The 13,974-nt window shown below is 40.1% G+C and carries 9 protein-coding genes; 5 read left to right on the top strand and 4 right to left on the bottom strand.

All coding sequences use genetic code 11. From position 1 onward, the window contains the following. Nucleotides 1-27: 27 nt before the first annotated feature. Nucleotides 28-543 carry a GtrA family protein gene (locus tag ACFEL9_RS24750; protein WP_385895693.1) on the bottom strand — a complete coding sequence of 172 codons (516 nt, stop codon included), beginning with the start codon at nucleotides 541-543 and terminating at the stop codon, nucleotides 28-30. Nucleotides 544-640: 97 nt separating this feature from the next. Between ACFEL9_RS24750 and argS the strand changes: the two genes are divergently transcribed. Then, nucleotides 641-2,419: an arginine--tRNA ligase gene (gene argS / locus ACFEL9_RS24745; protein ID WP_385895692.1), complete on the top strand. Its 1,779-nt coding sequence runs from the start codon at nucleotides 641-643 to the stop codon at nucleotides 2,417-2,419. Nucleotides 2,420-2,424: 5 nt separating this feature from the next. Here the strand turns inward: argS and ACFEL9_RS24740 are convergent, their stop codons facing one another. Next, nucleotides 2,425-2,994, bottom strand: coding sequence for a cupin (locus ACFEL9_RS24740; protein ID WP_385895689.1), 570 nt, complete (start codon nucleotides 2,992-2,994; stop codon nucleotides 2,425-2,427). Between the two features lie 179 nt (nucleotides 2,995-3,173). On the opposite strand from ACFEL9_RS24740, the gene ACFEL9_RS24735 reads away from it, so the two are divergent. Next, nucleotides 3,174-3,818, top strand: a complete 645-nt coding sequence (locus ACFEL9_RS24735; protein ID WP_385895687.1) for an outer membrane beta-barrel protein — start codon at nucleotides 3,174-3,176, stop codon at nucleotides 3,816-3,818. A 198-nt stretch (nucleotides 3,819-4,016) separates the two neighbouring features. Here the strand turns inward: ACFEL9_RS24735 and ACFEL9_RS24730 are convergent, their stop codons facing one another. Both ACFEL9_RS24730 and glgB read right to left on the bottom strand, forming a co-directional pair. After that, nucleotides 4,017-5,096, bottom strand: coding sequence for a tetratricopeptide repeat protein (locus ACFEL9_RS24730; protein WP_385895686.1), 1,080 nt, complete (start codon nucleotides 5,094-5,096; stop codon nucleotides 4,017-4,019). Between the two features lie 77 nt (nucleotides 5,097-5,173). Then, nucleotides 5,174-7,225 carry a 1,4-alpha-glucan branching protein GlgB gene (gene glgB, locus ACFEL9_RS24725; RefSeq protein ID WP_385895683.1) on the bottom strand — a complete coding sequence of 684 codons (2,052 nt, stop codon included), beginning with the start codon at nucleotides 7,223-7,225 and terminating at the stop codon, nucleotides 5,174-5,176. A 183-nt stretch (nucleotides 7,226-7,408) separates the two neighbouring features. On the opposite strand from glgB, the gene ACFEL9_RS24720 reads away from it, so the two are divergent. The 3 genes from ACFEL9_RS24720 to ACFEL9_RS24710 all read left to right on the top strand — a co-directional run bounded on the left by ACFEL9_RS24720 (nucleotide 7,409) and on the right by ACFEL9_RS24710 (nucleotide 13,942). After that, a complete protein-coding gene (locus tag ACFEL9_RS24720) occupies nucleotides 7,409-10,198 on the top strand; it encodes an outer membrane beta-barrel protein (protein WP_385895681.1) in 2,790 nt (929 codons plus the stop codon). A gap of 22 nt (nucleotides 10,199-10,220) precedes the next feature. Continuing rightward, nucleotides 10,221-10,958: a GLPGLI family protein gene (locus ACFEL9_RS24715; RefSeq protein ID WP_385895678.1), complete on the top strand. Its 738-nt coding sequence runs from the start codon at nucleotides 10,221-10,223 to the stop codon at nucleotides 10,956-10,958. Nucleotides 10,959-11,176: 218 nt separating this feature from the next. Next, a complete protein-coding gene (locus ACFEL9_RS24710) occupies nucleotides 11,177-13,942 on the top strand; it encodes an outer membrane beta-barrel protein (RefSeq protein WP_385895676.1) in 2,766 nt (921 codons plus the stop codon). Nucleotides 13,943-13,974 lie beyond the last annotated feature (32 nt).

Here is a 13,974-nt window from a genome sequence, read left to right as displayed (position 1 = left end):
CCAGCCAATCGCCTGTGCAACAAATTATCATCCTCCGGCTTCTTCTTCAATAGCGTTTGCCCTAAAAGAAAAATGCCGTTGTGCCAGATAGCTGAACAAGATGACAATAGAAGTCGTTAACACCTGTGCGAATACGGGGTATACCTGTGCACGTTCCACCAATATTTTCAGCAAAATATAATTTAACGCCAGGTTGAAAAGGCAAATCATGAAATACCGGAACAGTTGTATTCGCCCCTTCATCTGTGAATCGTTGAAGACAACATATTTCGACATAAAAAAACCAATCGGGAAAGTAATAAGGAAGGAAATGAATAAGGCGGCCGTATGTGATTTAAATGCATAAAAGCCAAAGTGAAATTGCTTTTCCTCCAATATATAGCGGTAGCTTATAAAGTAAATTAAAAATCCAAGCAATGTATTACCACCACCCGATGCGGCATAGCGGAAGGTCTGCAGGTTCATGACCCTGCGGAAAGGGGGATAGAAAAAATCAATAACCGGCAGTATAAAATCCCTGGCGCTATGAATATGACGTCTCATTAACCCGGTAAAAATATTGCAAGTTTTCTGTTTGTAGTAACACTGGCGATAATCTCATGCAGGGTTTCGTACATTCGCAGCAAAAATTACAGCCAGGATGAGCATTGTAAATAAGATGAAGCCATTGGTGATAACAGCCCTGAAAGACCTGTATGGCCACGATTTTGCTGAAAAAGACCTTACTATCAACCAGACCAAACCCGAATTTGAGGGTGACTATACCTTAGTGCTTTTTTCATTTGTTAAACAACTTAAAAAATCGCCCGAACAACTGGGAAATGAAATTGGCGAATATCTTGTAAAAAACAATAAGGAACTTTTTACATCTTACAATGTGATCAAAGGCTTTTTAAACCTGTTGGTTGCTGATAATTATTGGACAGGGTTTCTTCAGGCATCGTATGCAGATCAAACCATAGGTCATCAACCTGCGAATGGTAAAAGGGTGATTGTTGAGTACTCCTCTCCTAATACCAATAAGCCTTTACACCTCGGGCATTTAAGAAATAATTTTCTCGGCTGGAGCGTCGCAGAAATTCTAAAAGTGACGGGGCATACTGTTTTTAAAACCGCTATTTTGAATGACAGAGGCATTCATATTTGTAAATCAATGGTGGCATGGCTGCAATTCGGTGAAGGCAAAACACCTGAATCAGAAGGCATGAAAGGCGATCATTTTGTGGGAGACTATTATGTTTTGTTTGGGCAGGAATATAAAAAAGAAGTTGAAAAATTGATGGCGGATGGAATGTCAAAAGATGATGCTGAGAAAAATGCTCCCATTATGCAAGCTGCCCAGCAAATGTTGATTGATTGGGAAAAAGGCGATCCGGAAGTGAGAAACCTTTGGCAAAAGATGAATGGCTGGGTGTACGAAGGCTTTAATGAAACCTATAAAAAAATAGGTAGCGACTTTGATAAAAATTATTTTGAAAGTGATACCTATTTGTTGGGGAAAGAATTCGTAGAAGACGGATTACAAAAAGGAGTGTTTTATAAAAAAGAAGATGGTAGTGTTTGGATAGACCTTACAGCAGATGGACTGGATGAAAAGATTGTACAGCGGAAAGACGGCACTTCCGTTTATATCACCCAGGATCTCGGTCTTGCCGATCAAAAGTTTGAAGAATTCCATTATGACGAGAGTTTTTATGTGATAGCTGACGAGCAAAACTATCATATGAAGGTGCTGAAGCTGATCCTGCAAAAACTACACAAACCCTACGCAGATGGCATTTATCACCTCAGCTATGGCATGGTGGAACTACCTACGGGGCGAATGAAAACCCGGGAAGGGACTGTTGTAGATGCGGATGATATTATTGAAGAATTGAAAAAAGTGGCCAGGGAAAAAACAGAAGAACTTGGTAAAGTAAAAGACTTTAATCCCGGTGAACTAAATGAGTTATATGACACCATTGCATTAGGCGCCCTGAAATTCTTTTTATTGAGAGTGGATCCTAAAAAAAGAATGGTATTTAATCCTGAAGAGAGTATCGACTTTCATGGATTCACCGGGCCGTTTATACAATTTATACATGCGAGAATAAAATCAATTTTAAGAAGAGAAAGAGCAGTTGGCAGTCTGCAGTTGGCGATTGGGGGCTTGTTGCCCAAAGAAAAAGAATTGATTGTCTTGCTGGAACAGTACCCTTCAATTATTGAACAAGCTCTTCTGGAACATAATCCTTCTTCGTTAGCTGTTTATATTTATGAAGTTGCCAAAACCTTCAGCTCCTTTTATACCGATCATTCTGTTTTAAGTGCTGAATCTGAAGAAAAGAAGCAACTCCGTTTACAGTTGTGTGAGCTCACTGCAAATATCATCGCATCTACCATGAGCCTGCTTGGAATAAAGGTACCGGAGAGAATGTAGGTTTTTTAACTCCATATTTTTATAAGCCCATCTCTGCTTCCGAGTAAAGGATCCTGCTTGGGTATAGGAACAGCTGCTATGTTTTCATCAGCCTTCGGCCTTTCCGCCGGTTTGCCATAATTCATGTCCCACATCATACCATTGGGATAGGCGCCTACAACACCTAAATCATCTGACTCAAGATTTTTATGCCCTACGCCGGCGGGAATTACTATTATATCACCTGCTTTTATTGCCAACTTTCTTCCTTTTTCTCCACCCATATGGACTATCGCCGACCCGCTGTAAATGCCCAACACTTCATGGGTGATACTATGATAATGATGAAAAGAAAAAATGCCGTTTCTCCAGGAATTACTCCAGTTATTGGTCAGGAATTTTTGTTCCAGCCAGGTTGCACCATCATCGCCTCGCTGATTAAACACATCCCGGTACAACAACATTGGATACCGGCTATTAGGTATCTCTCCGTCATCTTCGAAATAAAAAGTCTCCGGAGATCTTAATTTTTCAGCCATACTATTTGTTACAGCCGTCAGGCCGGTAGTTAAAAATAAAAAATGCCTGCGTTTCATTTTTATTATAAAGTTACCGTACAATAGATAGATTATCCGTCCATACATATATAAGAATAAATAAATTCCCAATTTTCAAATAGCCATTGCCAAATATTGATCTATATCAAAAAATAGGCTCGTGCTTAACATTCTGGAAATTGGATTATTTATTTGCAGCAAAATTAACAAACCATTTTATGAAGAAATTTTACGTATTCCTCGTCCTTGCATTTATCAGTGCAAACGCTTTCTCACAATTTTCAGTTGGTGCGGCTGCTAATTATACCGCTTACAAAGGCGATTTCGGAAAGTCAACACCCGGTGCGCAAATCAGGCTCGGTTATGAGCTTAACGAAAAAGCCACTGTCCATCTTGGATTTACTTATGGATTGCCTATTAAACAAAATAGCATGGTAACAGTCGCCGATGACGATGATAACACCATTATGGTCGATTCAAAAATCAAGTACAATTTTAAAACGATTTTATTGCTGGCAAACTATCGTTTTATTGGAGATGAGGAAACCGCCGGAAGTTTTTATGGCCAGTTTGGAGCAGGCTATGTGATGGCTAATTATAAAGAAGATATCACAGGGAGCTACGATAAAAATGTTTATAAATACCCTCTTGACCAGGTTGAAAAAACCAAAGAAAATGGTTTTACCATTAACCTGGGACTGGGAGGCGAATATAAAATTGGCACACCCGCCATTTTTGGAGAAGCCGGATTAGCTTTACCTGCCAATAGAGTAGGCAACTCTTATGTTGAAAACGTAATACCTGCTCATTTTACTGTGAATCTCGGAATTAAAATTCCATTGGGTTACAACAGCAATTATTAAAACTTTTTGAAATTATCATCGAATGAAGGCCCTTTCCGGAGCCTTCATTTTTTTTGAATATTTAGCGCCGTTGTTCTACCATCCGATAACAGAAATCAATAAAACTTCGTTTTCCAAACCAGGTTCTATTGCAAAAAAAATGACAGCCGTCGCTGTCATTTCTCTCTTCTCTTAAATGTCTTAGATTAGATTATCTTTCTACAACCCACCAGGCATTTGTTTCTTTTGCTTCAACGCCGCCAGGCTTGGATCCATCTCGATGGCTTTGTCGCACAAATGTTGCCCTTTTTCCTTCTCACCTTTCTTTTGATAGCACATGCCAATCATGTAAAGCGCAGATGCATTCTGCTTATCGTAACCGAGAATTTTATCCCAGTAATCCATGGCGAGTTGAAATTTCCCTTTATAGTAATAAGCTTCAGCAATCATGTTGAGAATATTCATATCGCTGGGACGTTTGTTCAATATTTCTCCCAGTATTTCAACTCCCTTGTCCAATTCACCTGCATTCAGGTAAGCTACGCCAAGGTTTTCCAGGTAATCATTATCTCTCCGGTATCCTTTCTCACCTGCCAGCAGCATGTGCTGTAGGGCATTTTTATCTTCATGGATAGCATAGTAAATAAGTGCCAGCTCATAGATCCAATTGCTTTTTGTAGTGTCAAGGGCAATGGCTTTTTGAAAATAGGGAATACTGTTTTTGTAGTTTTGCATATCGGCATAGCTACGGGCAATCATATAAGGCGCTTCAGCATTTAATTCATCTTCCTTCATGGCTGCAGTAAGGTACTTGATAGCTTCGCCATAGTTTTCCTGATCGTATTGCACTTTCCCAACATAAAAACTTATTTTTTGACTGGGGTCGGCCTGCTTTAATTTGTTAGCATACACGATTACATCATCGCTCTGTTTGAGACTAAATGAAAGATCCATCAACTGCTTGTAAATAGCCGGTGATGCATCCCCCAGTGTCTCCAGTTTTTTATAAGTATTTTTTGCATGTGTAAACTTGCGAAGATCGTGATATGCAATCGCCAGTTCGTTTACTATGCTCTTGTTAGTGCTATCATATTTGTACGCCTTTTCAAAATTCTTCAGCGATTCCATTCTGCGACCAACCTGTTTTTCCTGCAATCCTTTTTGCAAAAAATAATTGGCACTATCCGGGTTGGAATTTTGACAAAATGCCAGCGCAGAGCTGCACATACATACGAGGGATGTGAGGGTGTTACGGATCATTGGATTGGGCTTTAGCCTTATTTTAAAAGGGTATCGCATGCAAGATAGATTTAAGTATCAATAATCACAAGACCCCTGTCCTATCTTCTTGTTGCCTGCCGGCAAAAATCCGTCATCTATTTCAGAATTACGCCAGCCAGTGGAGGTAAATTTATTCTAATCTTATAAGTTTTTTGATCCTTATTGATCAGCTCACAGCGAATATCAGGATTATAAACGTTGCCGGTACCCCAATATATTTTGTGATCGCTGTTAAATATTTCTTCACTATAAGGTTTTCCTCTTACAATTACTTCCCAATCGTTTCGCACAACCGGAGTCATATTTAAAACAATCAATACATCTTCTCCCGGTGTTTTACTTACTCGCTTATAAGAGACGACCGACTCCTGCCGGTGGTTAAGGTCCACCCATTCAAATCCATACTGATTAAATTGGTTCTGGTATAGAGCTGGTTCCTTCTTCAGTAATTTATTAAGATCAGCAACACAGTCTTTTAAAAGCCGGTGTGAATCATATTGAAATAAAAACCAATCGAGCTCCGACTTATAATTCCATTCGCTTGTTTGTCCAAATTCATCACCCATAAACAACAACTTACCTCCCGGATGGGTCCACATATAAGTATACATCAGGCGGAGGTTCGCAAACTTTTGCCATTCATCACCCGGCATTTTATACAGCATTGGGCTTTTCCCATGCACCACTTCGTCATGACTGAAGGGAAGCATAAAATTTTCATCATAGTAATAAGCCATGCTGAATGAGAACTTGTCCTGGTTGTGTTGCCTTCCCAGCGGATCTATTTTAAAATAATCCAGTGTATCATGCATCCAGCCCATCATCCATTTCATTCCAAAACCCAGCCCATCCCGCCAGGTTGGTCTTGAAATACCGGGCCAGTCCGTCGCTTCCTCTGCTATGGTCTGCACATCAGGAAAATCACGGTAGATAGTTTCGTTCAGGTCCTTGATAAACGCAATAGCTTCCAGGTTTCCATTACCACCAAATTCATTAGGCTCCCATTCTCCTTCTTCTCTGGAATAATCCAATTTTAAAATAGAACTTACCGCATCCACCCGAACGCCATCAATATGAAATTTGTCAAACCAGAATATGGCGTTACTGATTAGAAACGACTTTACTTCCCCTCTCTTATAATTGAATATATAACTGTTCCAATCAGGATGAAACCCTTTGCGCATATCTGCATACTCATACGTATGTGTGCCGTCAAACATAAACAGGCCATGCGAGTCATAGGGGAAATGCGAAGGCACCCAATCCAGGATCACACCAATTCCTTCGGCATGAAATGCATCAATTAAAGCCATCAACCCCTGGGGGTTGCCGAACCGTGATGTTGCCGCATAATATCCTGTAATCTGGTATCCCCAACTTCCATCAAAAGGATGTTCCATCACAGGCATTAACTCCACATGGGTAAAGCCCATTTCTTTTACATAGGGAACAAGATTTTCTTTTATCTGCTCATAAGTATTATAACTTTCCTCATCATTTCTATCTGGCCGCTGCCAACTTGCGAGGTGAACCTCGTAAACACTCCAGGGAGCATCCAATGCATTATGCTCTTTTCTCTTTTTCATCCATTCACTATCCTTCCACTCGTAATACATATCCCAGGTGATGGAAGCAGTATTGGGCCTTTTTTCCCAGAAGTTAGCAAAGGGATCGCCTTTCACCGTTTTTCTTCCTTCGAATCCTATTATGTTATATTTATAAACCTCACCCAGCTTGAAGCCTGGTATAAAACCCTCCCAGATACCACTATTGTCCCAGCGTGGTTGCAGCTCATATTCATGGTCCTTCCAGTGATTAAAGTTGCCAACGACAGAGACCGTTGTTGCATTTGGCGCCCATACGCAGAAATACATTCCCCACACATTGTTTAGCTGCATGGAATGCGAACCAAACTTTTCATATAAACGATAATGCGTACCCTGCTGAAAATTCCTGACATCGTCATCGCTGAGCAGTGAGTAATTCCACACGGGTTTTGACGTATCAATAAAATGCATGTCTTCGTATTTCTTATCGGAACTATACTGCTCACTAAAAACATTCCCGAAGGATGAAGATAATTTTTGGTCAGCACCGCCGTTATTGAATTGTCTGTCTTCGCCAATATCTTGTTCTTTCCCGTTCATATGTATGGAATTTTAAAGGTTGTGAGTCCCATACAACTTACACATTTTTATTGAAATATTAACAGGTCAATAAAGATGTCATTAATAATTATCAACCGTAAATCAGCATTTTTGTGCTGTTTATGTAAATGTAGCTTGTGACTTTGTGATAAACTATATTTTGCATCTTATACCAAAACCATCATGCGAAAATTCCTGATTTTAGCTCTTGCTCTAACCGGCTTTATTCAATTTGCAATTGCCCAATCAAGTGGCCTAAAAGGCTCTGTAGCCGACGAAGTAGATCATAAGAATCTTCAAAACACAGTAATTTCCCTGATGAGGACCAAAGATTCGGTCCTTGTAAAATTTGCCCGTGTCGACAAGGCTGGAAATTTTAGCCTGCCCAACCTGCAGGCTGGAGAATATATCGTTATGATCACCCACCCTTATCTCGGCGATTATTTTGACAAAATCCAGGTTAAGGACACCGGGGTTACTGATCTTGGTAAAATCAAGATGATTCCCAAGAGCAAATTATTGGCAGAAGTAATTATTAAGAGCGGTTCGCCCATCCGGATTAAAGGAGACACCACGGTCTATACGGCCGATAGTTTTAAAGTGCGGGAAGGTGCTAACGTAGAAGAGTTGCTCCGAAGACTTCCGGGCATACAGGTAGATAAAGATGGCAAAATAACCGCCATGGGTGAGAAGGTGACTAAGGTATTGGTGGATGGCGAAGAATTCTTCGGCACTGACCCCGGCATTGCTACTAAAAACCTGCGGGCAGATGTGGTAAAAGAAGTGGAAGTGTTTGATAAAAAAAGTGAGCAGGCAGAATTCACCGGAATAGATGATGGGGTAAAAGACAAAACGATCAATCTAAAACTCAAGGAAGACAAAAAGAAAGGTTACTTTGGAAAAGTCGAAGCGGGCGGTGGGTTAAAAGACAAATACGACAACGCTATTATGCTAAACGCCTTTAAGGGCAAGCGAAAAATAGCAGGATACGGCATCCTTAGCAATACAGGACAAACTAACCTCGATTGGCAAGATGCGAATAATTATGGCGGCGGAATGGAAGGAGTTGAAACCGGCATAAGCGATGATGGTGGTATGTACATGAGTTGGAACGGGGACAATGAAGACAACTATTGGGGTGGGCGAAATGGCATACCCAGGAACTGGAATGGAGGCCTGCATTATAGCGATAAATTCAATAACAACAAGCAAAGCTTAAATGGGGGCTACAAATTCTCTAAAGTAAATTCGCCGGGTGTAACCAGAACGTTTTCCAAAACCTTCCTGCCTGACACCAGCTGGTCCACAAACAGTATAAGCAATAATTATTCGTCCACAAATAAGCATGCACTGAATTTTACGATGGAGACTACAATCGACTCCAACAATACACTGAAATGGACGACGAGAGCCAATGAAAGAAAATCGTTGACAAGAAATAATTATTATACTGAAGCTTTTACCGATAAAGAAGATTCGATTAATAACAGCAACCGCAAAACAAATAACGATGCGGTCAATGATGCTGTAACTACTTCCCTCCTGTGGAAACATAAATTCAAAAAACTTTCCCGTACGCTGTCAATTAATACGGATCTAAATTGGAACCGGTCAAAAAATGATGGATACCTATATTCATTAAACAATTTTTATAAAGATGGAATAATTGATCGCCGGGATACGTTGGACCAACAGAATATTCGTAATAATGAAGGAAAAAGCGTCAGCACAAAGATTGCCTATACGGAACCGCTTCTCAAAGACATGTACCTGGAAGTAAGCTACTCCTTTAGCTATAACGCTAATAGCAACGAACGGATCACCAACGAAGATGACGGTTCAGGTAAATACAATAACCAGATAGATTCTTTAAGTAACTCATTTGAGTTTAACCGCCTTGTTAATACGCCGGGCTTAAACTTTAGGGTGAATAAAAAGAAATACACTTATTCTTTCGGTAGCGCAGTTGGTTTCAGTCATTTCGTTCAGAAAAATATTACGGACGATATCACCAGGAATTATAATTACACCAACTTCTTTCCCCGTGCTTCCTTAACCTATAAGATAAAACCAAGTCAAAACCTTCGGTTTAACTATAATGGCTCTACGCAGGCTCCAACACTCGAACAATTGCAGCCAATAACTGTAAATACTGACCCATTAAATGTCTATTTGGGTAACCCGGCCCTTGACCAATCATTTCGCCATTCATTCAATGTGAACTATAGCTCATGGAATGCGTTAAAAGAAAAAAATCTCTGGGGCGGATTGTCTTTCAATATGACGCAAAATGCGTTTACGCAGTTCAGCACTATTGACGACGCCGGCCGAAGAACTTATCAGACAGTAAACGTAGACGGCATCTACAATTTGAATTTGTATAGCGATTATGGATTCAAAATACCCGAGACAAAATGGAGAATTGGTTTTGGTCCTAATGCAAACATCAACCACAACATCGACTTTGTAAGAGATGCAAAAACCAACAGCACGGTGAAGAACAAAACAGATGTAACCAGCTATGGTGTGCGCATAAATATCAGCCAATATGTGGCTGACAAATACAACTTCCATATTGGCCCCAATTTCACCTATAATAAAAGCAAGGCATCAGTTAACTCATCCGCTAATGCTGAATACTGGCAACTCAATGGCTGGGCTGAAGGACGTGTAACCTTGCCCGGTAAAGTGGAGATTGGTTCAGATGTAAACTTCCAGATGAGACAAAAGGACCCTCGTTTCCCGGACAATAACAGCTTTACAACCTGGAATGCAAATGTGATCAAACGCATTTTAAAAAATGAGCTGGAATTCAAATTTGGCGTGTATGATATCCTGAATCAAAACAGGGGTTACAACCGTAGCTTTAACAGTTACAGTTTTACTGAAACTTATTACAATACATTGAAACGGTTTTGGCTGCTGACTGTGACCTGGAATATTTCAAAAAATGGCAAACCACAAGGATTTTGATTTTAATCTTTAACTGAGGAATATGAAAAAAATATTTTTAGCAATATTGATTGGCCTGGCAGGTATAGTAAATGCCCAACAGTTTATTGAATCAGGCGCCATCGAGTTTGAAGTACGTACCAATAATCACCGCGCTTTGGGAGATGAAGGCATGTGGGTGCAAATGTGGAAGGACAAAATCCCGCAGTTTTCTACTACTTATTTCAAGTACATTTTCAATGATAATAAATCCGTTTATAAGTTCGACCGGTATGATGAAAAGACCAAACTTCCCCGTGGGTTTGGCGTAAGCAACCCGGAAGATGACATATGGTACAATGACTATCAAACAGGATCTTTTGCCAATTATAGATACATTCTCGGTGACAATTATTTACTCGCCGGTGAGTTAATGAAAATTGATTGGAAACTTACACCCAATGAAACCAGGGAGATTGCTGGCTTTAACTGTCGCAAGGCAACAGGTATCATCTTCGACAGTGTTTATGTTTTTGCTTTTTATACGGATGAAATAACGATAAGTGGTGGTCCCATGGGAATAAGCGGATTGCCGGGAATGATATTGGGCATTACCATTCCCCGCATGTTTACCAGCTATATTGCAACGAAATTACAGGTGGCCGGTGTGGACGTAAGAGAGATTATGGCACCACAAAAAGGAAAGAAAAAAGAATTTGTTGCCATTCGTAAAGATGTTGAAAAAGTAACAAAGGACTGGGGTAAGTGGGGACAACAGGCTTTGTGGAATATGTCGTTATAATATTTCACGCAAGGATCACCGGGTATTGAAGAAAAATAACAGCGAATTTCTTTACAGGGTTTTTATTACGTCTTATTTTCTTCATTACTCTCTTTAATGAGTATTTGACAGCACAAAAACTACGCTGGTGAACAAGAAGCAGCATTTTGTTAGGTTATTGAAAATGATATAGGCAGGTTTTGATTTAGCACATTATTTACACCAACAGACAAATAGTAATGAGAAAACTTCTTTTTGTTCTCCTGCTATGCTTTATCTTGCAGGAAGCATTCAGCCAGACTTCATCCATTGAAGGTTCTATCCGGGATACTTTGGATAAGAAAAATCTCCCCCACGCCGTCATTGCTCTTTTGAGCAATAGGGATTCTGTACTGGTAAAATTCACCCGTACCGATGCCAACGGCGGTTTCAGTATGAGTGATCTGGAGCCGGGTGAATATGTAATGCTGGTCAGCTTTCCAAAGTTTGCGGATTATTCAGATAAGATCACTGTACCGGATAAACAACTATTGAACCTTGGCGTTATTCCACTTACACCTGCCAGTCTCCTGTTAAAAGAAGTAGTGATTCGAACCAATGCTGCTATGCGCATCAAAGGGGATACTACTGAATTTACCGCGGATAGCTTTCATGTAAAGGAAGGAGCGACAGTAGAAGAATTGCTGAAACAAATACCCGGCATGCAGGTAAACAGTAAGGGTGAAATAACTGCACAGGGTAAAAGAGTAGATAAGGTGCTGGTGGATGGAGAAGAGTTTTTTGGCGATGACCCAACCATTGCCACGCAGAATATTGGAGCTAAAGCAGTGGACAAAGTGCAGGTATATGATACGAAATCGGAACAGGACCAGTTAAAAGGTATTGGAGCATCAGGTAGCGGTAATAAAACGATCAACATCAAATTAAAAGAAAATGCCAGGAAAGGTTATTTCGGAAAAGTAGAAGGCAGCAGTAATTTCAATAAGCTGTACAATGGCAAGTTGATGTTTAATAAATTCCAGGGGAACAAAAAGATATCAGTCTACGCTACAAAAAGCAATATTAATACAGGCAGCCTTGGCTGGGAAGAAAGGAATAAACTGGGTATTGAAGATGATTACGAATACGATGAGATCAGTGGTTATTACTATAGTTATGGAGATAATGATAACGATTTCAGGGATTGGAGCCTCCGGGGTTTACCCAATGCGTATACAGTCGGTGCTTTGTTTGGCAATAAATGGCAAGAGGATAAAAATAAATTAAATCTCTCCTACCTGTATAACCGGCTTGAAACAACCAATACAACAACAAATCTTTCACAGACTTTATTAGAGGATACCACTTTTTTCAATAATTCCATTTCAAGAAGCAAAGGCCTTTCACAACAACATGCCGTGCGGGGAAAATACGAATGGCAGATAGATTCTTTGGCTTCGATTAAGTATACCGTTGCAGGTATTTATAAAAAGAAAAATTCTTTTACCGATAGTTACAGCGAGGCGTTAAATGAAGCATCGGAGTTTGTCAATACAAACACACGAACTAATGAGCTCAACAGTGAAAAAAGACAATTGGACAACGCTCTTACTTACAAACAACTATTTAAAAAGAAGAACCGCCAGTTAATAGCTACCCTACGGTTAGGCATTGTCGAGGACGACCAGGATGGCATACTATCATCAACAAGTCATTTTTATAGTGCGGGCAATCCCGACTCGGTTGAGGTTATAGATCAGCAAAAGATCAATAGCGGCAATTCAAACACCATCGGTACCAAGATTACTTATAACGAACCGCTGAACGATAAATGGAATATCGTTTCGGAATATAGTTTGAACAGTAACCAGTCTGCTTCTCACCGGAATAGTTTCGACAAGGATGGCAATGGCAAGTATACCGAACTGAATCCTGTATTCAGCAATAATTTTAATCTTGATGCCTTGTCCAATAGCGGAACAATTACCGCAAGGTATATGGCAAAAAAGCTGGCGTTCGGGTTCGGAACAGGTCTTTCCGCCATCCGGTTAAATCTTAAAGATCTTGATCTTGGGAAAAAAACCACTTATAATTTTACTGGCTTTACGCCACAGGTGCAAATCCGCTATAAGTTAAGGTCGCAGACTAATCTATCGCTTTCTTACCGGGGCAATACTGTGCAGCCTACGATAACCCAACTGCAACCACTCCGAAATAACGACGACCCCTTAAGTATTTATATTGGTAATCCCGAGCTTAAAGTGGGTTTTAATCATAGCTTGAATGCTCATTTTAATGATTATAAAGTGCTCAGCGGACGGTACGCTTACATGAGCTTCGGTATTAACTTTTCTGAAAATTCGATTACTAACTTTAGTCAAACGGATTCTTTTGGAAAAACTACTTATGTTCCGGTCAACGTAAATGGAAATAATAACTGGTACTCTTATGGCTACTGGAGTTCGGGAGAAGGCGATAAAAAACTTAATCATAGTTTATCGCCTGAGGCCAATGGCGGACAATCAAAGAATTATATTAACGGAAAAGAAAACATCAATACTTATGCAAATCTTTCCTTGCGTTATTTTATGCGGTATTCCGTTAAGGAAAAATATAATTTCAATATAGGTCCCAGGGTTACACGGACTATTTCGAAATCATCTCTTCGCCCTTTAGCGGATAATAATTACTGGACCTATGGTGGCCGGGCCGAAGGATATGTAAAGCTTCCCTGGAACGTTGAACTGCAATCGAATGTAGAAATGGAGCTGCGGCAAAAAACCGCTGCATTTGCGAATAATGTAAATACTACGGTCTGGAATGCCGAGCTGAGCCGGAAATTCATGAAAGATAAATCGCTGAAGATGGGTCTTGTCGCTCATGATATCCTGAACCAGAACATTGGCTTTAATCGTACCATCAACAGCAACTTTATCAGCGAGCAACGCTATGATAGGCTTAGCCGTTATTTCCTGCTGACAGTTTCCTGGAATTTCAATAAAATGCCGGGGCAGGAAAAACAATAAAAGAAATTAATAAATTATTTCTTTAACGCATC

The organism is Terrimonas alba, from assembly GCF_042434975.1.
In the GTDB taxonomy this organism is placed as follows: Bacteria; Bacteroidota; Bacteroidia; order Chitinophagales; family Chitinophagaceae; genus Terrimonas_B; species Terrimonas_B alba.
The sequence above is the reverse complement of the archived record's forward strand: the minus strand, read 5'-3'. Positions and strand labels throughout refer to the sequence as shown.

What these genes read in the sequence shown, in the direction of transcription:
- ACFEL9_RS24730 (WP_385895686.1), bottom strand. Translation starts at nt 5,096, where the DNA reads ATGCGATACCCTTTTAAAATAAGGCTAAAGCCCAATCCAATGATCCGT.
- ACFEL9_RS24735 (WP_385895687.1), top strand. Translation starts at nt 3,174, where the DNA reads ATGAAGAAATTTTACGTATTCCTCGTCCTTGCATTTATCAGTGCAAAC.
- glgB (WP_385895683.1), bottom strand. Translation starts at nt 7,225, where the DNA reads ATGAACGGGAAAGAACAAGATATTGGCGAAGACAGACAATTCAATAAC.
- ACFEL9_RS24715 (WP_385895678.1), top strand. Translation starts at nt 10,221, where the DNA reads ATGAAAAAAATATTTTTAGCAATATTGATTGGCCTGGCAGGTATAGTA.
- ACFEL9_RS24740 (WP_385895689.1), bottom strand. Translation starts at nt 2,994, where the DNA reads ATGAAACGCAGGCATTTTTTATTTTTAACTACCGGCCTGACGGCTGTA.
- argS (WP_385895692.1), top strand. Translation starts at nt 641, where the DNA reads ATGAGCATTGTAAATAAGATGAAGCCATTGGTGATAACAGCCCTGAAA.
- ACFEL9_RS24710 (WP_385895676.1), top strand. Translation starts at nt 11,177, where the DNA reads ATGAGAAAACTTCTTTTTGTTCTCCTGCTATGCTTTATCTTGCAGGAA.
- ACFEL9_RS24750 (WP_385895693.1), bottom strand. Translation starts at nt 543, where the DNA reads ATGAGACGTCATATTCATAGCGCCAGGGATTTTATACTGCCGGTTATT.
- ACFEL9_RS24720 (WP_385895681.1), top strand. Translation starts at nt 7,409, where the DNA reads ATGCGAAAATTCCTGATTTTAGCTCTTGCTCTAACCGGCTTTATTCAA.